16 protein-coding genes are annotated in these 19,771 nt (G+C 68.8%); 5 read left to right on the top strand and 11 right to left on the bottom strand.

All coding sequences use genetic code 11. The features are described 5' to 3' along the window. Positions 1 to 26: 26 nt before the first annotated feature. From purN to IPK71_28765, 10 genes are read right to left on the bottom strand one after another with little or no spacing between them, the layout of a single operon-like run. Positions 27 to 611 carry a phosphoribosylglycinamide formyltransferase gene (gene purN, locus IPK71_28810; GenBank protein ID MBK8217747.1) on the bottom strand — a complete coding sequence of 195 codons (585 nt, stop codon included), beginning with the start codon at positions 609 to 611 and terminating at the stop codon, positions 27 to 29. Continuing rightward, entirely contained in the window at positions 608 to 1,840 is a 1,233-nt protein-coding gene (gene purD, locus IPK71_28805) for a phosphoribosylamine--glycine ligase (protein ID MBK8217746.1), read from the bottom strand. The genes purN and purD overlap by 4 nt, the downstream gene beginning before the upstream one ends. Then, positions 1,837 to 3,210, bottom strand: coding sequence for an adenylosuccinate lyase (gene purB, locus IPK71_28800; GenBank protein ID MBK8217745.1), 1,374 nt, complete (start codon positions 3,208 to 3,210; stop codon positions 1,837 to 1,839). Before purB ends, purD begins: the two co-directional genes overlap by 4 nt. After that, entirely contained in the window at positions 3,207 to 4,511 is a 1,305-nt protein-coding gene (locus IPK71_28795) for a hypothetical protein (protein MBK8217744.1), read from the bottom strand. The genes purB and IPK71_28795 overlap by 4 nt, the downstream gene beginning before the upstream one ends. Positions 4,512 to 4,517: 6 nt before the next feature. Next, positions 4,518 to 5,441: a hypothetical protein gene (locus IPK71_28790; protein MBK8217743.1), complete on the bottom strand. Its 924-nt coding sequence runs from the start codon at positions 5,439 to 5,441 to the stop codon at positions 4,518 to 4,520. After that, complete coding sequence (locus IPK71_28785) at positions 5,374 to 6,111, bottom strand: hypothetical protein (protein MBK8217742.1); 738 nt, start codon at positions 6,109 to 6,111, stop codon at positions 5,374 to 5,376. The genes IPK71_28790 and IPK71_28785 overlap by 68 nt, the downstream gene beginning before the upstream one ends. Beyond that, entirely contained in the window at positions 6,108 to 6,941 is an 834-nt protein-coding gene (locus IPK71_28780; protein ID MBK8217741.1) for a phosphoribosylformylglycinamidine synthase subunit PurQ, read from the bottom strand. The genes IPK71_28785 and IPK71_28780 overlap by 4 nt, the downstream gene beginning before the upstream one ends. After that, positions 6,938 to 9,919: a phosphoribosylformylglycinamidine synthase gene (locus IPK71_28775; GenBank protein MBK8217740.1), complete on the bottom strand. Its 2,982-nt coding sequence runs from the start codon at positions 9,917 to 9,919 to the stop codon at positions 6,938 to 6,940. Before IPK71_28775 ends, IPK71_28780 begins: the two co-directional genes overlap by 4 nt. Beyond that, positions 9,916 to 11,001, bottom strand: a complete 1,086-nt coding sequence (locus IPK71_28770) for a phosphoribosylformylglycinamidine cyclo-ligase (protein MBK8217739.1) — start codon at positions 10,999 to 11,001, stop codon at positions 9,916 to 9,918. Before IPK71_28770 ends, IPK71_28775 begins: the two co-directional genes overlap by 4 nt. Beyond that, positions 10,998 to 12,212, bottom strand: coding sequence for an adenylosuccinate synthase (locus IPK71_28765; GenBank protein ID MBK8217738.1), 1,215 nt, complete (start codon positions 12,210 to 12,212; stop codon positions 10,998 to 11,000). The genes IPK71_28770 and IPK71_28765 overlap by 4 nt, the downstream gene beginning before the upstream one ends. A gap of 490 nt (positions 12,213 to 12,702) precedes the next feature. Here IPK71_28765 and IPK71_28760 point away from each other — a divergent pair, with 490 nt between their 5' ends. From IPK71_28760 to IPK71_28740, 5 genes are all read left to right on the top strand, one after another. Beyond that, a complete protein-coding gene (locus IPK71_28760) occupies positions 12,703 to 13,455 on the top strand; it encodes an energy transducer TonB (protein ID MBK8217737.1) in 753 nt (250 codons plus the stop codon). 48 nt (positions 13,456 to 13,503) lie between these two features. Beyond that, positions 13,504 to 14,181: a MotA/TolQ/ExbB proton channel family protein gene (locus IPK71_28755; GenBank protein MBK8217736.1), complete on the top strand. Its 678-nt coding sequence runs from the start codon at positions 13,504 to 13,506 to the stop codon at positions 14,179 to 14,181. 29 nt (positions 14,182 to 14,210) lie between these two features. Beyond that, entirely contained in the window at positions 14,211 to 14,645 is a 435-nt protein-coding gene (locus tag IPK71_28750; GenBank protein ID MBK8217735.1) for a biopolymer transporter ExbD, read from the top strand. Continuing rightward, a complete protein-coding gene (locus IPK71_28745; GenBank protein ID MBK8217734.1) occupies positions 14,645 to 15,076 on the top strand; it encodes a biopolymer transporter ExbD in 432 nt (143 codons plus the stop codon). Before IPK71_28750 ends, IPK71_28745 begins: the two co-directional genes overlap by 1 nt. 66 nt (positions 15,077 to 15,142) lie before the next feature. Beyond that, a complete protein-coding gene (locus tag IPK71_28740; GenBank protein ID MBK8217733.1) occupies positions 15,143 to 17,977 on the top strand; it encodes a TonB-dependent receptor in 2,835 nt (944 codons plus the stop codon). A 319-nt stretch (positions 17,978 to 18,296) separates the two neighbouring features. On the opposite strand, the gene IPK71_28735 is transcribed toward IPK71_28740, so the two are convergent. Continuing rightward, positions 18,297 to 19,739: a hypothetical protein gene (locus IPK71_28735; protein MBK8217732.1), complete on the bottom strand. Its 1,443-nt coding sequence runs from the start codon at positions 19,737 to 19,739 to the stop codon at positions 18,297 to 18,299. Positions 19,740 to 19,771 lie beyond the last annotated feature (32 nt).

Genomic DNA, 19,771 nt, shown 5'->3' with positions numbered 1-19,771 from the left:
GAAAAATCGGCGGCACAGATCGCGGATCATGACCGCGTGCTCAGGCCGTTAAGAAAAGCGCGGAGCGCCTCGGGATAGAGCGCGTGCTCGACGGCGAGGCCACGCTCTTCGACGTCGTGCAGGGAGGTCACCCCGCGAAGATCGACGGCGCGTTGGGCGAGGATGGCGCCGGTGTCGAGGCCCTCGTCGACGAGGTGCACGGTGATCGTCGTCTCGTCGAGGTGGCGCTCGAACGCGAACGCGTAACCTCCGAGCCCCTGGTGCGCGCGTGTGTCGGCGGGGTGGATGTTGACGATGCGCCCGCGGTAGGCAGCCACGAACGTGCCCGACAAGACCCGCATGAACCCCGCGAGCACCACCACGTCCGGGGCGTGCGGCTCGAGGCGGCGGAGGAGCTCCTCGTCCCAGGCCTCGCGTGAGCGGCCCTCGCGAGCGAGCGCGATGGTCGGGATCCCGTTCTCTCCCGCGAAGACGAGCGCCTGCGCCGAAGGTTTGTCGCTCCCGACGACGACGATCTCGGCGACACCCTCGAGCGCGCCGGACCTCGTCGCGGCGTGAATGGCGCGGAGGTTCGACCCTCGCCCCGAAGCGAGCACGGCGATGCGTTTCACGGTCGACCCCCGATGTCTCGCCGGTACACGAGGCCTGGAGCTCCGTGCTCGGCGACCCGCGCGTACGCCGCGCGTCGTGCCTCGTCGGGGCTCGCTCCCCGGCCGACGACGACGAGCGCGCGCCCCGACGGGAGAGACAGCGTGTCTCCCTCGCGCCGCGCGTTGGCGACGCACACGTGCGACGTGGGACGGGCCTCGAGGCTCGCCGAGACGGCCACCGGCGCCCCCTCCGGCGCGCGCGGATATCCTTGCCTCGCGAGCACCACGGCCAGCGTGTGCGCGTCGTGAACGGTGAGCGTCTCGCGTTCGAGCGACCCCTCGGCGCACGCCCTGCAGAGCGCGACGAAGCTCCCACCGACGAGCGGGAGCACCACCTCGGCCTCGGGATCGCCGAAGCGCGCGTTCAGCTCGAGGACCTTCGGCCCCCGCGGCGTGAGCATGAGGCCCACGTAGAGAAATCCGCGGTACGCGATGCCGTCGGCGACGAGGCCGCGCACGATGGGGTCCACGATCGTCTCGGCGATCTCGGCGTGGAGCGGGTCGTCCTTGGGGAGGACCGGGGAGAACGCGCCCATTCCCCCCGTGTTGGGACCGAGGTCTCCGTCCGAGAGGCGCTTGTGATCCCGCGAGTCCGGGAGCACCTTGGCGCACCCGTCCGACACGAGCAGCATCACCGTGAGCTCGGGGCCTTCGAGGCGCTCCTCGACGAGGAGCTTCTTGTCTTTGCCGTAGCGCTCCCGCAGCTCGGCGACGGCGTCGCGCGTCTCGCGTGGGTCGCCGCAGACGATGACCCCCTTGCCCTCGGCGAGGCCATCGAGCTTCACGACGGCGCCCTCCGGAAAGGCGTCGAGGCGGGAATCGTCCTCTTCGCTCGCGAGCACCACGGCGCGCGCCGTGGGCACCCCGTGCCGCTCGAAGAAGGCCTTGGCGTAGGTCTTCTCGCTCTCGAGGCGCGCGGCCTCTCGACCCGGCCCCACGACCGGGATCCCGGCCTCGCGCAGGAGGTCGGCGACCCCTTCGGAGAGGAGCGCCTCCGGACCGATGACCGCGAGCTCCACGCCACGCTCGCGCAGGAACCCCACGAGCGCGTCTCTCTCGACCTCTCCCGTCGACCCGGGGATGCCTGGGTTTCCGGGCACGACGAGGACCGACGCTTCGCCGATGTCGGCCGCGAGCCTCGCCTGGAGCGCATGCTCGCGCCCCCCTTTTCCGAGCACGGCGACCTTCATGAGCCGAAGGCCTCCTCCGCCATCGCGAGCACCTTTCGGGCGATTTTCCCCGCGTCACCGAGGTACGACGTGACCTCGAGCGCGCGGAGCTGCTCCTTCACTCCGTGCTCGACGTCGAGGCCGTCGACGAAGGCCTTCATCTCGGCGGGCCCGATCGCGCGCCCACGGGTGAGCTCGAGGAGCCGCTTGTACGGGTCGTCGTCGACGTGGAGCCGCAGGATCGTCTGGATCGGCTCGGCGAGGAGCTCGGGCGTGGCCTCGAGCGCCTTTCGGCACGCCTCCTCCGACAGGGCGACGCGGGAGAGCCCGACCTGCACCTCCTCGTACGCGAGCACGTGGTGCGCGAGCGCCGCCCCGACATTTCGGCTCACGGTGCTGTCGGACAGATCGCGCTGCATGCGCGACTTCTGGAGCTTGTCGGCGAGGAACGCGAGCTGGGCGTTCGAGAGCTGAAGGTTCCCCTCGGCGTTCTCGAAGTGGATGGGGTTCACCTTGTGGGGCATCGTCGACGATCCCACCTCGCCGGCCTTCGCCTTCTGCACGAAGAGCCCACGTGAGACGTAGAGCCACATGTCGGTGCAGAGGTCGAGCACCACGTTGTTCGCGACGCGCACCTCGGAGAGCCAGCGGGCCCACGCGTCGTGATCCTCGACCTGGGTCGTGGCCACGTTGGGGACGAGCCCCAGGCGCTCCACGAGCCGCTTCTCGTACGCCTCCCAGTCGTACGTCGGGTGAGCGGCCACGACCGCCGAGCGGTTCCCGGTCGCCCCATTGAGCTTTCCGTAGATGCGAACGCGGGAGAGCGCGTCGTACGACCGAAGCAAGCGCCCCAGGAAGACGGCGAGCTCCTTCCCGGCGGTCGTGGGCGAGGCCGGCTGCCCGTGCGTTGCGGCGGGGAAGGGGGTGTCCGCGTGCGTGCGCACGAGGGGGACGAGCGCCATCGCCACGTCGCGGAGGAGGGGGAGCTCGACCTCGGCGAGGAAGGCGTCGAACAGCGTCCCGTAGGCGAGGTTGTTCACGTCCTCCGACGTGAGGCCGAAGTGGATGCGGTTCGGCTTTCGGAGCGCCGCCTTTCGCTTCAAGTAGAGCTCGCACGCCTTCACGTCGTGGCGAACCTCGGCCTCGATGCCCTTGAGCTCCGCGTAGGCTGCGGCGTCGAAGGTGGCGTGCGCGTCGCGGAGGCGCGCGGTCTCCCCCTCGTCGAGCGCGCCGAAGAGGCCCGTGTCGGACAGGGCGATGGCGTGCTCGACCTCGACGCGGAGCCGCGCCTTCATGAGCGCGTGCTCCGAGAAGTAGCTCGCGAGGCGCTCGAGCCGCGCGCCGTAGCGCCCGTCGAGCGGGGAGATGGCCATGGCACGAAGGTCGTTCATGAGTTCTCCGAGAAGGCGCGCGAGAGGGCGTCACGCGCGGTTTGGGCGTCGAGCTCGAGCCGCTGACGAATGGGCGAGGACCCGAGTGCACGGAGCGCCGAGACGGCCGCCCGCTCGGTGGAGCGATCGTCGAACGGGCTCGCGAGAAAAACAGGGAGATCGAGGTTCTCGTGGAGGGCGTCGAAGAGCCCCTCGTGCGACTCCCCGATGGCGATGGCCGCGCCAGGCTCGATGCATCCCGTGTAGGTTGCACATAGAGAGTGGAGCCTCGGCTCGTAGGGCGAGACGATGTGCGGATACGCACGGGCGCCGTGCTGCTCGAGCCGAGAGGCGATGGCACGAGCGGCGCCCGCGTCGGCAGCTCGCGAGGCTACGACGAGCACGAACCCGGGGCGGATCGTCCCTCGTGCGACGAGCGCCTCCACGAGCCGCGCGGCGGGGTCGGGGGCTCGGGAGAGCGAGAGCCCGGTGACGCGGTGGAAGAGATCCGTGTAACGTGCACGGGTCTCGTCGATGACCCGCGGAGGCAAGAAAAGGGGGAAATGCCCTGTTCTTTCGCGCTCTTCGAGCATGTAGGCGCGCACGTACTCTTTGTCGAGGGGCTCGGCGTCCTTGGGAGACCGCGCGTGGCTCTCGGCGTCCCAGATGCGCGACGAGTCGGGCGTGTGGATCTCGTCGATGAGGACGAGGCGCCCGTCGACGAGGCCCATTTCGTATTTGGTGTCGCAGAGAATGAGGCCCCTCTCGGCGAGCACTTCGGTACCCCGAGCGAAGAGCTCGAGCGCCGTCTCGGCCATGCGGGCGTAGAGATCGCGGTCGACGAGGCCCTCGCGGACGAGCCCTTCGGGGGTGATCTCCCGATCCGACTCCTCTTTCGTGGTGGGGGTCACGATCGGGCGCGGGAGCTTCTCGTTCGGGCGGAGCCCCTCGGGCAAGTGCACTCCCGAGATCTCGCGCCGGCCCTGCGCGTACGCGCGGGTCATGGAGCCTGCCATGTACCCCCGGACGACGAGCTCGACGCGGATCGGCGCCGCCTCGCGGACGACCTGCGCGTTCTCGGTGAGGACCTCGACGAGGTGGTTTTCGACGATGTCGCGGGTCTTGTCGAACCAGAACGCCGAGAGCCGATTGAGCACCTCACCCTTCCCGGGAATGGGCGTCTTGAGCTTCAGGTCGAAGGCGCTGATGCGATCGGTGACGACGACGAGGCGCTCGCTCGGGGACAGTCGGAAACTGTCGCGGACCTTGCCGGCGTGGACCTTGTCGAGCTGCGGGCTCTTGGTTTTATCCAGGGGAATCACGGTACCTCAGTGCCTGAAGTGGCGAGTCTCGGTCATGATCACCGTGACGCCGCGGGCCTCGCCAACAGCGACGACTTCGGCGTCTAGGATGGAGCCTCCGGGCTCGAGCAGCACGCGGAACCCACCGTCCGCCAAGACCTCCAGCGTGTCGGCGAAGGGGAGGAAGGCGTCGGACACCGCGTAAGCCTTCGCGCAGGCCGCGTTCAGCTCGTCCCCCGTGAGGCCGTGGTCGCGCAGCGTCGCGTGCGCTCGTTCGACCGCGATGCGCGCGGAGGCCACGCGGTTCGGTTGGCCGGCTCCCATGCCGAGGAGCATCGCCTCGCCTCCGGGCAGGCGTGTGACGATCGCGATGGCGTTCGACTTGATCGATCTCACGACCCGTGTCCCGAGCTCGGCGAGCTCTCGATCCGGAGAGAACGGCGATTTCGTCGCGACCTCGAGCTTCGTGAAGAGCTGCTCGTCCGGGTCTTGCACGAGCAGGTGCCCGAGGCAGAGCCGCAGATCCTCGGCGCCCGTGACGTCCTCGGGTCGGAGCGGCAAGACGCGGAGGTTCTTGTTCGTGGCGAGGTAGGTGACGGCGTCCGCGTCGAACTCGGGCGCGACCACGACCTCGACGAACTTTCGCTTCGACTTGTCGGGATCGTCGAGGCCGAGCGACACGACGTCGGCTCGCGACACCTTGCCGCCGAACGCGATGACCGAGCCGAAGGCCGAGACCGGATCGCTCGACCACGCGAGCTCCAAGGCTCTGCCACGGCTCGAGGCGACCGCGACCCCGCACGGGTTGCCGTGCTTCACGATGGCGCAAGCGTTCTCTCCGTGGCCGCGCACCGCGGCGAGCGCAGCCTCGACGTCGAGGAGGTTATTGTACGAGAGCTCCTTGCCGGAGAGGAGGAGCTCGGTGGGGGATTTTCCACGCCCCCGCCGCACGAGGACCGCGGCCTTTTGGTGGGGGTTTTCGCCGTAGCGGAGGCGTCTCGCCGCGCTCGAACACGAGCGTCCGGGAGGGCTCGCCAGCGAGCTTGTCGAGGTGCTCGGCGATCTGGGTGTCGTACTCGGCGGTCGCGCGGAACGCCGCCCTCATGAGCTTGGTCCGCGTATCGAGCGAGAGAGCTCCGCCGGTCGCGTCGAGCTCGGCGACGAGCGCCGCGTAGGCGGAAGGCGAGACCACGGAGGCCACGTGGCGGTAGTTCTTCGCGGCGGCGCGGATCATCGTGGGCCCGCCGATGTCGACGTACTCGACGAGCTCGGGGAGGGGCAGCCCCTTGTCACGGTACTCGGCGAACGGATAGAGATTGGCGACGACCATGTCGATCGCGATCGTGCCGAGCTTCTCGGCCTCGGCGCCGTCGCGGTCGCGGTCGAACAGGATCCCCGACGAGATCTCGTACGAGAGCGTCTTCATGCGCCCGCCGAACGCCTCGGGTTTCCCCGTGAGCTCGGTCACGTCGGCGACCGAGAGGCCCGCCTCGCGGAGGAGCGATGCCGTCTTCCCGGTCGAGTAGAGAGCGGTCCCGTGCCTCGCGAGGCATCGGGCAAGCTCGACGATTCCGGTTTTGTCCCACACGGACAGGAGGGCACGACGAACGTGGACGTTCATGACAGCGAGGTCTCCTTCTTGCGGCGCTGCGGATCGGCCGCTCGCGCGATGTTCTCGAAGATCGAAAGCCCGTCCCCTCGTTCGGGGAGAGCGCCCGCCCGGGCCCTCTCGGCCCAGCCGGGGTGGAGGTGAGGCAGGAGGAACGCCTCCGGGTGCGGCATCATGCCGAGCACGCGGCCCGTCGGGTCGGTGAGCCCGGCGCACGCGAGCTCGGAGCCGTTGGGGTTCTCGGGATAGGCGTGGGCGGGCCGGAGCTCGGCGTCCACGTAGGCGAGCGCGACGAGGCGCTTCTCCAGGATCGCTTCGCGCACCCTCGCGTCCCGCGTGACGAGCTTCCCTTCGGCGTGGCGCACCGGGAGGTCAAGGAGGTCTCCGTCCGCGAAGGCCGGTGAGGGCGAGGCGAGCCCGCGGCAGCGAACCCAGCGATCTTCGAAGTGACCCGAGTCGTTGTGGGTGAGGGTCACCTCGAGGTCGTGGGCCTGCCCGACGTTAGGCAAAATCCCTGACTTTACGAGTATTTGGAAGCCGTTGCAGATCCCGACGAGGAACCCTCCGTCGGTCACGAACGCCGCGAGCTCGTCGAGGAGCGTGCTCCCCGAAGGTCGCCTCTCGAGGCGCACGCGGTTCGCGAAGACCTTGCCCGAGCCGAGATCGTCGCCGAACGAGAACCCTCCCGAGAGGTGGACGACCGAGGCTCCCGTGAGCGAGACGTCGCCCGCGAAGAGGTCTTGAGCATGGACGATCCGGGCCTCCATGCCTACCGCTCGGTAGGCGTGCGCGGTCTCCTCTTCGCAGTTGAGACCGTAGCCGGTGACGACGTAGGCGATCACGAGAGCCTCGTTTCGTAGGCGTCCGCGAGGGACGAGACGGGGAGGTCGACGAGCGTTCCGCTCTTCGCAGAGACGAGGAGGCGCTCCCCCCGGACATGGCCGAGGCGGGTGGCGCGATCTCCGAAGAGGGCCTCGACGGCATCGGCGTCGCTCGGGCGCACCGAGACCACGAATCTCGCGTTCGACTCCGAGAACAGCGCGGCGTACGCGTCGAGGCCCGTGTCCGGGAGATGCAGCTCGGCGCCGAGGCCCGAGCCGATGCACGACTCGGCGAGCGCGACGGCCAGGCCTCCGTCGGAGAGATCGTGCGACGAGGCGAGGAGCCCCGCGTCGTGGGCGCGCGCCATCTGCCCGTAGAGCGCGAGGGTCTCGGGGATGCGGACGCGTGGCGCCGTTCCACCGAGGTCACCGCCGAGCTCGGCGACGATCGACCGACCGAGCTCGTCGTAGGTCTCGCCGAGCAGGTAGACGACGTCGCCCTCGGCTTTCCACTCGGACGTCACGAGCCGCCTCACGTCGCGGATCTTCGCGACCATGGTGACGAGCAGCGTCGGTGGGACGGAGATCTTCCGCCCGCCCGAGCGGAAGTCGTTCTTCATGCTGTCTTTGCCGGAGATCATCGGGATCTCGAAGGCGCGCACCATGTCGGCGAGCCCCTCGGCGATCCGCACGAGCTTGCCTAGCTTCTCTCGACCGTCCGGGTTCCTCTCGGGGTGGAACACCGAGTCCGGCACGCAGAAGTTGTCGCACCCGGCGAAGGCCTCGAAGGGGCCGGAGGCGTCCTGTGGGAGGCGCGCCCCGATCGAGACGAGGGCACGAACGGCCTCGTCGAACGCGCTCTGCGCCATCGCGTAGGCGTCGAGGTCTCCGTACCGCGGGACGATGCCGCTCGAGACGGCGATCCCATCGTGTGCGCCGTGGCGGACGAGCATGCACCCCGCGTCCTGCGGCGCCTTGCCTCGCTTCCCCATGTAGGGCTTGAGTACGGTCTTGCCCTTGACCTCGTGATCGTAGGCACGCACGACGGCCTCGCGGCTCGCGACGTTCGGGTGGGCGAGCGCGCGCAAGAGGAGCGCCCCGAGATCTCCTTCGTAGGGAAGGGACGATGTGCGTCGAGGTGGGGCGACCGTGGCCTCGAGGGAGAGCTTCGGCACGCCGTCGTGCAAGAACGTGAGGTCGAGCCGCGCCACGTTCGTTCGGCCGTGGACGACCTCGAGCTTGCCGGAGCTCGTGAACTCTCCGATGTCCGCCGCCTCCACCCCGCGCCGCGCCGCGAGCGCCATGAAGGCGTCGAGGTCCGAGGGGCGAATGGCGAGCGTCATTCGTTCTTGGGACTCCGAGAGGAAGATTTGCCACGGTACGAGGCCCGGATACTTGAGCGGCACCCGGCTCGTGTCGATGATGGCGCCTCCCGTGATGCGTGCGAGCTCCCCGGCCGACGACGAGAGGCCGCCCGCGCCGCTGTCGTTCACGCCGGCCACGAGCCCGAGCGCCGCCGCCTCTTCGAGGAGGTCGACCACGAGCTTCTGCGTGAACGGGCTCCCGACTTGGACCACCCCGCGGCTCTGCCCCGACTTGAGCTCGTGGGACGAGAACGTCGCTCCATGGATGCCGTCCATGCCGACGCGCCCTCCCACGGTGACGATGCGACACCCCGGGGTTACGTCTTTCGTGTGGGCCGGCGCGCCGTTCGCGAACGCGGGCACGAGCGCCGAAGAGCCGCAGAAGACGAGCGGCTTCCCCGAGAAGCGATCGTCGAAGACGAGCGCGCCGTTGACCGTGGGCACGCCCGACTTGTTCCCCCCGTCTCGCACGCCGGCGTGGACGCCCTCGAAGATGCGTGCAGGATGCAATTGCCCGGGGAGCAGGGGCTCCGTATAGCTCGGGGGGCCGAAGCAGAGGACGTCCGTGTTGAAGAAGAGGCGCCCGCCGCCGCGCCCGGTGCCGACAGCGTCGCGATTGCACCCGAGGATCCCGGTGATCGCTCCCCCGTACGGATCGAGGGCGGAGGGCGAGTTGTGCGTCTCGACCTTGAGCGTGAGGTTCGTCTCGGGGTCGACGCGAACGATGCCCGCGTTGTCGTCGAACACGGTCACCACGAAGCTTTGGCCCCGAGCGTCGAGCTTCGCGAGGACCTCGCGCGTCGGGCCGACGACGCAGGTCTTGAAGATCGATCGGACGGTCCGCAGCTCGCCGAGCTCGTGGTCGTCGACCGTGACGTCGGCCGCGAGCTCCTTGTGTTTGCAGTGCTCCGACCACGTCTGGGCGAAGATCTCGAGCTCGCAGTCGGTCGGCTCGGTCGGGAGGCCGTGCGCGGCGCGATCGCGGCGAACCTCTTCGCTCGCGAAGTGATCGCGAATGGCGTGCATCTCCGCGAGGGACAGTCCGAGCGCGCGGGACGTCGAGAGCTCGGCGAGCCCCGCGTCGTCGGCCGGGAGCGCGACGCTCTCGACCCGCGCCTCCGCGTGAAGGCTCGTCTCGGCGGGCCGGCGAGGCGAAAAGGGGAGCTTTCCCCACGAGAGCGTGTGCACGTTCGGGTTCCCGAGGACGTCCCGAGCGAGCTCTGCCAGGGTCGCGTCCGGCAGCGGCTCGTCCAGTACGACGAGCTCCTCCGTGAAGAACGTCCAGGTGGGCACGGGCTCCGCGAGGGTGAGCGCGAGCATCGCCTCCGCGCTTCGAGCCTCGTCGTCGGTGGTCCCGGGGAGCTTCGCGAGGTGAACGTACGTGCCCTCGCCCGACGCACCTACGGCTCGTGCCACCGTGACCTCGTCGACGATCGGATCCGCCACGGTCCGGCTCGCGAACGCCAAGAGGACGTCGTCGGGGATGTCGCGTGACATCGCCAGGAGCCGGATGGACCTCGCCCCCACCGCGCGCCCGACGTGGTGCTCCACGGCGGCTCGTACGTCACGGGAACGTGGGTCGGTGGCCCCCTTCTTCGGGGCGATGGTCACCACCTTGGGGGGCTCGTGCGTCATGTCGTGGTCTCCAACGGGAAGGTCAGCTCCGCGCGCTCGATCCCTCGGGACCGAACGCGAATGGTTCGAGTGTCGTCGACGTGGCCCGCGACCTTCGCCTCGTGGCCGTGGGCCCGCGCCGCCGCGAGCACCTCGGGCACCGCGCGCTCGTCGCACACGAGCAAGAAGCCTTGGCCCATGTTCCACGCCCGGTAGACCTCGGCGTCCGACGCGGCCCCCAGACGCTGCGCCAAGACGGCGGACTCGGGCGGGTCGAAGAGGTCGTCGAGGCGCGCGCCGTAGGTCGTTCGACGAAGTATCCTCCCGAGTTTGTTCGGGATTCCGCCGCCCGTGACGTGCGCCGCGCCCAAGAGCTGCACGCCCGCGTCGAGCAGGTCGGAGACGAGCGGGGCGTAGATGACCGAGGGCTCGAGCGCCCGCGCCCCCCACGTCGTGCCGAGCGCGTCGACCTCGTGCCACGATGGCCCGTGCGCGCCCTCGAGGATGCGCCGCAGGAGCGAGAACCCGTTCGAGCGAAACCCCGGGCTCGCGAGCGCGACGATCGCTGCGCCAGGGTATAGCGCCGCGCCCGTCAGCGGCGAGCGGCCGGGCGGATAGTGCCCGATCGCCGTCGCGCACCAGTTGAAGTGCATGCCGTCGCCGTAGCCGCACACACGCCCCCCGAGCTCGGCGATTTCCCCCCCGCTCACGGCGATGCGAGCACGTTCGCACGCCGCGTAGAGGCCCCGCATCAGCGCGTCGACGACGTCGGGATCGATCCGGTCGACGTCGAGCACGTTCGTGAGCACGAGGGAGGTCGCTCCCGCTGCCGCGAGGTCGTCGGTGACCATGGCCACGAGATCGAAGGCGATGGTGTCGTAGACGCGCGTGCGCTCGGCCACCTCGACCTTGGTGCCGATGCCGTCCGTGGTCGTCGCGATCCGCGCGCCGTCGACGAGGGACGCTTGCGCGTAGTGAGCGCGGAGCTCAGGGTCGCAGGCTCCCTCTCTCCCCTCACGGAAACGATGGGTCTTCGAGGCCCACTCCGCCGCCTTTGCCGAGGCGACGTCCTTTCGATCGAGGTCGCCCAGGCGCTGGCTCATGACGGGAGGATCTCCTTGAAGATCAACGTTCGGTCTCGGTCGGCCCCGAGAGACAGGAGCGCGATCGGGCTCCCGCTCTCGCGCTCGATGAAGTCGAGATAGGAGCGCGCCTCTCTCGGCAGCGTGTCCTTCGAGGTCACCCCTTCGACGCTTTCGAAACCGTCGAAGTCCTTGTAGACGGGGGTTCCCGCGCGGTACTCGGTGCACACCCGGAGCCGCTCGAAGCCGGCGAGCACGTCGAGCTTGGTGATGGCGAGGTCGGTCGTGCCGTTGAGCCGCGAGGCCTTGCGGAGGAGCGGCAGATCGAGCCACCCGCAGCGGCGTGGGCGGCCCGTGGTGGCGCCGAACTCACCGCCCACCGTCCGGATGCGCTCGCCGGTCTCGTCGGAGAGCTCCGTGGGGAACGGGCCATTGCCGACGCGGGTCGTGTACGCCTTGCACACGGCGACCCGTCGATGAAGCTCCACGTACACGCCCGTCCCGCTCGACGCGCCGCCCGCCGTCGTGGTCGACGACGTCACGAACGGGTATGTCCCGTGGTCGATGTCGAGGAGGGCACCCTGCGCACCCTCGAACAGAATCTTTTCGTCGCGCGCGATGGCCGCGGCGATCTCCTCGGCGACGTCGCCGATGTGGGGAGCGAGCCGTGAGACCACCTCGGAGAGCTCCTCGGCGACGAGCTTCGCCGGCGGGAGCTCCGCTTCGCCTTCGTGGAGCCTCGCGTAGAACGCGCGCTGAGCTTCGAGGCCAGGAAGGTGAGCGCCCGAGAGCACGTCCCCGAGGCGCACCCCGGTGCGTCGCGCCTTGTCGGCATAGGCCGGGCCGATGCCGCGCCCGGTCGTGCCGATGGCCTTGCCGGTGATCCCATCCGAGATCTTCTGGTACGTCGTGACGACGTGGCACAGCTCCGACATGGAGAGCCGCTCGGCCGAGACGTCCACTCCAGCGCCTCGAAGGGCGTCGATCTCCTTGGCGAAGCCGAGCGGATCGACCACGCAGCCGTTGCCGACGACGCCCTTGCACCCCGGGTGCAAGATCCCGGCGGGCACCAGGTGGAGGACGATCTTCTTGCCACCGACGACGAGCGTATGACCCGCGTTGGCGCCGCCCCCGAAGCGCACGGAGAAGGTCGCGCGCGCCGCGAGGTGGTCGACGACTTTGCCCTTCCCTTCGTCGCCCCACTGCGCCCCCGTGACGAGAACGTTCGGCATGAATCCTCGGGCAGGGAGGAACGGGACGGGAGAAAGTCCCGCTGCCGGCCGCCTTGCGGGCGCATGAAACGCTCTTCATGTGTCACCCGTGTGACATCATCGTTTCGTCTTCGCTGGCTCGGCTCCCGGTGTCGTCCCGCCAGTGGCACGCGCTGCGGGAAGCTCGGTGCCGCCTCGCGCGCCTCTCGGACATCGGCCTTCGGCGAGGCCTCGGGTGAGTCAGGGCGGTCCGTCCACGGCGTAGCCACTTCGCGGCTCGTGAGCGCGTCGGCGATCGTGGCGCGAGCTCGGCATGCGTCGTGTGTCGTGTCCTCGGGGCGGGAGCGCGACCGCGCGCGCGTCGGCGACACGTCGCCGCATCGTGACGGCGCGGTGCCATGCACGACGACACGGTGACACACGCGTGCACGCACCGTTCTGTCACCGACCGATCGCCAGAAGGGCTCCATCTCCTCACCTCCACGTCACGGCGGCTCGGTACTTGGGCGGCGTGTCCCTCGCAGCCTTCGACGAAAGCCACGACTTCTCCGCGCGTCGCCTGCTCGTGGGCTATGCCTGCGGCGCTACCGTCCTGATCGGCCTCGTCGTCCTCGGCGTGGTATTCGGTCAAGAGATCAAGAAGAAGGTCGCCGAGGAGGCGACTCCGGTCGTCTTCACTCCCAAGGCGCCCGAGCCGGCGAGGCCCGCGGTCGCCAAGGTGGAGCCGCCGAAGCCCGCTCCGGCGAAGGCGAAGTCGCTGGCTCCGCCTCCTCTCGGTCGCCCCGAGTCCCTCGCACCGAAAGAGGTGCCTACGACGGCCCCGAAGGAGGGGAACCCCGACGCCCCCGTGGCGGAGCTGCCCGGGGTGCCGGGTGGGAGCCCGGACGGCGTGGTCGGGGGGACCGGAACGGGCGGAGGAGTCGCCTCCGCGCCCAAGCCTACCGTGACGGCGACCGCAGCGCCGCCTCCGGCTCCGATGGCGTTCGTGACCGAAGCGATCCTGCCACCGAGGGCCCTTCGACAGGAAATGCCGACATTTCCCGAAGAGGCGCGCAAGGCTGGCGTCCAAGCCGTCGTGACCGTGAAGTACGTGGTGACCGAGGACGGCACCGTGACGGACGTGACGGTCGTCCGAGGGCACCCGATGCTCGACGCCGAGGTGGTCCGCGCCGTCAGGGCGTGGCGCTTTGCTCCGGCGACCCTCGACGGTCGCCCCGTGCGCGTGACGCGATATGCGAAATTGCCATTCCGCCCGAGGGCCTGAAGTGGGCCACCTCGGTCGGCGACAACCCGAGACATACGGAGCTTCGAGATGAATCTGAATCCCATTCACATCTGGTCGACGATGGGCCCGCTCAGCAAGCTCATCGCGGCCATGCTGCTCCTCATGGCCGCCACCACGATCGCGATCGCGGTCGAACGTTGGATATCCCTCGCGCGGGGGAACGCCGCCACGAAGTCCTTCATGCGGGCCGCCGGCCCTGCGCTCGAGAACGGCAAGTTCCTGGAGCTCGTTGGGCTCGCGACCGGGAACGACGGCTCGCCCTTCGCGAGGCTCATCGGGCCCACGCTGAAGAAGCTCTCCGAGAAGAAGGGCAACGTCGACGCGGTCGAGCTCGTGCGCCGCGAATCGGAGCGCCAGAAAGAGGCCGTGAGCGGCGAGCTCCGTCGGGGGCTCTCGGTGCTCGCGAGCATCGGCTCGGTCGCGCCGTTCGTGGGTCTCCTCGGCACCGTCGTCGGCATCATCTCGGCCTTCCAAGGCATCGCCGCCACAGGCTCCGGCGGCCTCGGCGCGGTCTCGGCAGGTATCGCCGAGGCGCTCGTCGAGACGGCGCTGGGGCTCCTCGTCGCCATTCCGTCCGTGCTCCTCTTCAACCAGCTCAACGCCAAGATCACGTCGCTCGAGGGGACTCTGGCTCGCGCGACCGGCGAGCTCATCGACGACCTCGAGAACCGGCAGGGCGAGGCTTCGCTCGAGGCGGCCGAGTGAGCGCCGGGAAGCCGAAGTCGCGAGTGCCGATCACTCGGCCTCGTGCCGGTGCCACGGTATCGCCGGAGATCAACGTCACCCCGCTGGTCGACGTCGTGCTCGTGCTCCTCATCGTCTTCATGGTCATCGCGCCTCAGCTCGAGCACGGCGAGCGTGTGGAGCTCCCGAGCGTCACCCAACCCGACGACGCTCAAAAGACGGCCTCGGTCGACCCCGTCACCGTGACCCTGTCGGCCTCGGGGACCTTGTACGTCGAGAAGGAGCCCGTGAGCCCCGAGGCACTCGAGCAGAAGCTCGCCGAGGTTCACGCCGCCGCGCCCGAGCGGAAGGTCGTCTTGAAGGGTGACTCTACCGCCCTGTACGGAAAGGTGCGCAGCCTCTTCGCGCGGGTGCAAAAGGTCGGATTTCCTGGGTGCGCGCTGCTCGTCGAGAAGCAGGAGCCTGGCAAGAAAGGGAGCTCCTGATGGGAGTCGCGCTCGATTCCGGAGGTGGGTCGAAGCCCAAAGGGGCCACCCCTGCCATGAACGTGACCCCTCTCGTGGACGTCGTCCTCGTCCTCTTGATCGTGTTCATGGTCGTCGCGCCCCTCCTCTCGAAGAAGTTCTCCCTGGCGCTCCCGAAGCAGGCGGACGAGAAGTCCGCGCCGTCCCAGGCCGATGTGCCCATCGTCCTCACCGTGGACGCCGACGGGACGCTTCGTCTCAACCGCGAGGTCGTCCCCCCGCCTGCGTTGGGGCCTCGCGTCGCCGCGGCGCTCGCCGCCAAGTCCGACAAAACCGTCTATTTCGACGCGGACGACGCGGCTCCCTTCGGGGCTGCCGTCCACGCGATGGACACCGCGCGCGCCCATGGCGCGAAGACCGTCTCGATCCTCACCGCGAAAGCGGTCGACTGACACTCACGAAAGCGAACGAACGTGGATCTCACGACGCGACCCGGTTCACCGAGGAGGCGACTCGGGTTGCTCCTCCTCACGCCCATCCTCGTCCCTCTCGTGTCGGGGCTCCTCGGCGCCAGGGAGGCCTTCGCCGAAGAGCGCGGAGGAGAGAAGGAGGGCGAAGCGAAGCGAGCCCCGAGCGGCGCCGAAGCTCCCACTCTTACAGGTCGGATCTCGAGCCGCGAGGACAAGGCCCCCCTCGCCGGCGCCGAGATCACCGTGCCTAGCTTGAAGCTCGTGGCCATTGCCGACGACGAGGGGCGCTTCTCCCTCGCGCTCCCTCCAGGGGTCCACACGCTGCGTGTCGTGGCCGACCTCCACAAACCGGCCCGGGTGAAGAACGTACGCGTCGTGCCCGGCCGTGTGTCGAGCGTCGACGTCGCTCTCGAGCCCGATGAATCGGCGATGGAGGAGCTCTCGGCGGTCGAGTACGAGCCGGATCGCAACACCGCCGCCGGGCAGGTGGCGCTCCGCCGGAACGCGGCCGGGGCGACAGACGCCGTCGGTGCACAGGATATCGCCAAATCTCCCGACAGGTCCGCGGCGGACGCCGTGCGCCGCGTGGTCGGCGCGAGCGTGGTCGAGGGGCGGTACATCGTCGTGCGCGGTCTCGGAGACCGCTACACGAGCTCGCTCGTCGACGGGCTCCCCGTGCCGTCCACCGAGCCCGATCGCACGGCCGTCCCGCTCGACATGTTCCCGTCGCTCGTCATCTCGGATCTGTCGATCAAGAAGACCTACACTCCCGATCTGCCAGGCCAGTTCGCCGGCGGGACGCTCGACATTCGCACTCGGAAGGCCCCCGACAAGTTCACGTTCCTCGCGACGCTCGGCCTCGGTTTGAACAGCGAGACCACGTTCGTGCGGCGCCCGTCGTACGTCGGGGGCAGCCTCGATTGGCTCGGCGTCGACGACGGGACGCGAAAGCTCCCCGCGGAGCTCCCGCAAGAGCGCATCACCCGCCTCCGTCCCGACGGAACCGTCGACCCGAACCTCACCCAGTACGGGAAGGCGCTCGCCACCCCGATCGCCCTGACGGACGCCATGTCGCTCCCGAGCGGGACGGGGAGCCTGCTCGTCGGAGATACGCTCAAGCTTGGGAAACAGTCGCTCGGGTACGTCGCGTCGCTCGGATACACGCGCCGATTCCAGCGCCGAAAGGACGAGATCCTCCGCACGTACGGCATAGACCCGCAGCGCCCCGGAGAGCTCGTTCGCTTCAACGACTACCGTGTAGACACCGGCACCGACACCGTCACATTGGCCGGATATGGCAGCCTCGAGTGGAAGCCATCTCCGGACCACACCGTCGGGTTCATCGGCCTTTTGTCGCGCAATGCCGAGATCGAGGCGCGCCGCATCACGGGCTACAACGACGAACAGCAGGCCGAGGTGCGCGACGAGCGGCAACGGTTCGTCGCGCGTCAGCTCATGTACGGACAGCTCCGCGGCGACCACAAGGTGCGCGCGCTCGCGAACGGGGAGCTCGGCTGGAGCCTCGGCTACGGGCGCGCCACCTCGAGCGACCCCGACCTCCGCGAGTCGGTGTACGTGGCCGACCCCGAGCAAGGCTTCTCGTTTCGCGAGGGCACGCAGAGCGGCCAGCACTTCTTCGCCACCCAAGGCGAGACGACCCGGACGATTGGCCTCTCCTACAAACAGCCTATCCACGAGGGCACGCTCCCCATCAAGGTCGAGCTCGGTGGAACGGGGACGCTTCGCGGTCGGAGCTTCGACGCGCGCAGGTTTCGCTACATCCGCGCACGGGCGGCGGGGCCCGAGGTGTTTCGCCGCCCGCCCGGGGAGCTCTTCACGCCCGACAACGTCGGACCCGCGCTCGAGCTCGAAGAGTGGACTCGTCCGACGGACGTCTACGCCGCCAAGTACGATGTCGTGGGTGGCTACTTCATGGCGGACGTGAGCCCCCACGAGCGCGTGCGCGTCGTGCTCGGCGAACGCGTCGAGAAGTCCCTCCAGTCGATCGACTCGTTCGACCCGTTCGCGGCCACCGCGACCGAACGTGTCACGTCGTCGCTCGAACGCACGGATCTCCTCCCGTCCGCGAACGTCACCTTCAAGACGTCCGAGCGCACGAACCTCCGGTTCGCGGTCTCGCGCACGGTCTCGAGGCCTCAGCTCCGCGAGCTCGCGCCGTTCATTTTCAGCGACTTCTTCGGCGCGCGCGAGATCCTCGGCAACCCGGAGCTCGACCGCGCACGAATCGTGAACCTCGACGCCCGCGCCGAGTTTTTCCCGGGCGAGGCGCAGGTCCTCTCGGCGTCGTTCTTCTACAAGAGCTTCGACTCCCCCATCGAGCCCATCATCCTCCCGACGAGCCGCGGCGTGCTCTCCTACGCCAACGCGAAGGGCGCGGTGAACGCCGGAGTCGAGCTCGAGGCTCGCAAGTCCCTGAGCTTCGTCCACCGGACGCTCGACGAGCTGTCTCTGCTGGGGAATCTCACGCTCGTCCACTCGCGTGTCGAGCTCGATCCGCTCGCTGCCGGTATCCAGACGTCGCAGTCGAGGCCGCTCGCCGGCCAGTCGCCCTTCGTCGTGAACCTCGCCCTCGACTGGGAGCACGCGAAGACGAAGACCCGAGCCAGGTTGCTCTACAATGTGTATGGGGCACGTATCTCGCAGGTCGGTCAGAACGGCCTCCCCGACGTGTACGAGCAGCCTCGTCACCTCGTCGACCTGAGCGTCGGTCAGGGGCTCGGGGAGCACGTCGACCTCAAGCTCTCGGTCGAGAATCTCTTCAATGCCCCCGTGCGGTTCAGCCAGGGCGAGTCGGGCGTGTTCCTCACGAACCGGTACCTGACCGGGACGAACGTCTGGTTGACGGCGTCGTATCGGTACTGAAGCCTGATCCAGGAATCGAAGTCCGGCGGCCGCGAGGTGGCGCCGGCGCAGAGGGCGAGCTCCCGAAAAGGAGCCGCCCTTTCGCTTTGGGGTGGCGCGACCCTCCCGTGACGACAGGGGATGAATCGGTCCGAGGGCTCTGGTTCTTGGACGATTCCCTTTCGCCGCGCGGCGTCTCCGGTTCGCCGCGGTTGCCGTTCCCGGGGAGGGGTCACTTGGTCGCGCCGAAAAAGCATGGCCTGAACGTTTTCAGTCGCCAAATGACGCGAGGGGCACACGAGCTCGTGCGCCCCTCGGGTCGTCCTTCGGTGAGCTTACTTCACTTCGCCGACCAGACCGCCCAGTTGCCGCGGGTCGCCCAGTTGTCGTTCGCGTCCTTGAACGCGCCGACGTAGGCGGCGCTCGTGTCGAAGAACCCGTCGTTCGGGGGAGTAGCCGCGTTCTCGACGATGGACTTCTTCGGACCGAAGACGGGCTTCTCGGTGTCGAACGCGCCGCTCGTCTCCGGATCGACGTTCCAGAGGTTCTTGTTCGCCGGCGTCTTGATCCAGTCGATCTCGTTGAACGCCCCGTCGTTGTCCTTGTTCGGGGCGGCCGTGCCTGTCTCCGGATAGGCAAGGTTCTCGAGGACGCCCGCGTTCTTGGCGTTCCAGAAGAGGCTGTTCGTGAGGGTCAGCGCGTTCTGGGTGACGGCCTGGGCCGTCGACGTGTCACGAATGTCGATCGCGGCCTCGAAGCCCGAGACGAGGAGGTTCTTCAAGGTCACGCGCGTGTTGCGGCGGAGGAGCATGCCGTACTGGATGTTGTCGACGTCGGCGTTCTTGCCGAAGAGCGAGGCGTTCATGATCGTCGGGTTCGAGAGCGGCGAGTTCCCGGAGCCCTGCGCGTCGTTGTCGGCCTCGAAGCCGTTGTCCTCACCCACGTGCTGCGGCGACTGCTGGAGCACGATGAACTGGAGACGACCGGAGTAGCCGTTGTCCCAGTCGAAGCCGTCGTCCTCGTTGCCTTGGCACGCCAGGTACTTGGCGTCGACGGTCCCGCCGAAGAACTCGAAGCAATCGTCGAGGGCCTGGCGGACCTGGATGTGGTCGACCTTGGTGCCGCGGCCGACGCCCGCGAACGTGACACCGTTCACCTCGTTGTCCTGCGAGAGGATGACACCCGCGTACTCGATGCGGACGAAGCGGAGCACGCCGCTCGAGTCCTCCGGGTCGGTCCCACCGTACTGCGTCCCGGCGGCGGTCGTCACGATACCTTCGACGTTGCCCTTCCCGCCGGGGTTGTTCACCGGCGCGTTGCCGAGGATGACGAGCCCGCCCCAGTCACCCGGGCGGCGGTCCGCCGGCGCAGCCTGGCTCGTGAAGACGATCGGCTCGTCCTCCGTGCCCTCGGCCATGATCTTCGCGCCGGGCTCCACGAGGAGGATGGCCTTGCTCTGGGACTCTCCCTTGATGACGGTGCCCTTCTCGATGGTGAGGGTCGTGCCGGACTTCACCGTGACGAGCCCGCGGAGGAGGTACTCCTTGGAGGGAGAGAGCGTAAGGGCCGCCTTGATCTCGCCCGAGAGGGTCTCGATGGTCGTGGGGGTGACCGGCATCGCTCCGTCCGGGAGCGGCTCGGTGGAGGTCGGCGCGGTCGGTACGCTCCCGTCGTTCTTGGCGTTGACGGGCAAGGTGCCGTCGTCCGAGCAGGCGACGAACGCCGAGAGGAAGGGGACGACGAGGGCGAGGGTGGACGCGCAAACGGCCTTACGGGACTTCATGACGAATACCTTTCCTGAAGGGGAGTGCCGCT

It is taken from the genome of Myxococcales bacterium (assembly GCA_016712525.1).
Taxonomy (GTDB): Bacteria; Myxococcota_A; Polyangia; order Polyangiales; family Polyangiaceae; genus JAAFHV01.
Note: the sequence above shows the minus strand (reverse complement) of the source record. Positions and strands in the feature narration are given on the sequence as shown.

Coding starts and splice junctions, on each gene's coding strand:
- IPK71_28735 (MBK8217732.1), bottom strand. CDS start 19,739: ATGAAGTCCCGTAAGGCCGTTTGCGCGTCCACCCTCGCCCTCGTCGTC.
- IPK71_28785 (MBK8217742.1), bottom strand. CDS start 6,111: ATGAACGTCCACGTTCGTCGTGCCCTCCTGTCCGTGTGGGACAAAACC.
- purD (MBK8217746.1), bottom strand. CDS start 1,840: ATGAAGGTCGCCGTGCTCGGAAAAGGGGGGCGCGAGCATGCGCTCCAG.
- IPK71_28745 (MBK8217734.1), top strand. CDS start 14,645: ATGGGAGTCGCGCTCGATTCCGGAGGTGGGTCGAAGCCCAAAGGGGCC.
- IPK71_28765 (MBK8217738.1), bottom strand. CDS start 12,212: ATGCCGAACGTTCTCGTCACGGGGGCGCAGTGGGGCGACGAAGGGAAG.
- IPK71_28770 (MBK8217739.1), bottom strand. CDS start 11,001: ATGAGCCAGCGCCTGGGCGACCTCGATCGAAAGGACGTCGCCTCGGCA.
- purB (MBK8217745.1), bottom strand. CDS start 3,210: ATGAACGACCTTCGTGCCATGGCCATCTCCCCGCTCGACGGGCGCTAC.
- IPK71_28755 (MBK8217736.1), top strand. CDS start 13,504: ATGAATCTGAATCCCATTCACATCTGGTCGACGATGGGCCCGCTCAGC.
- IPK71_28775 (MBK8217740.1), bottom strand. CDS start 9,919: ATGACGCACGAGCCCCCCAAGGTGGTGACCATCGCCCCGAAGAAGGGG.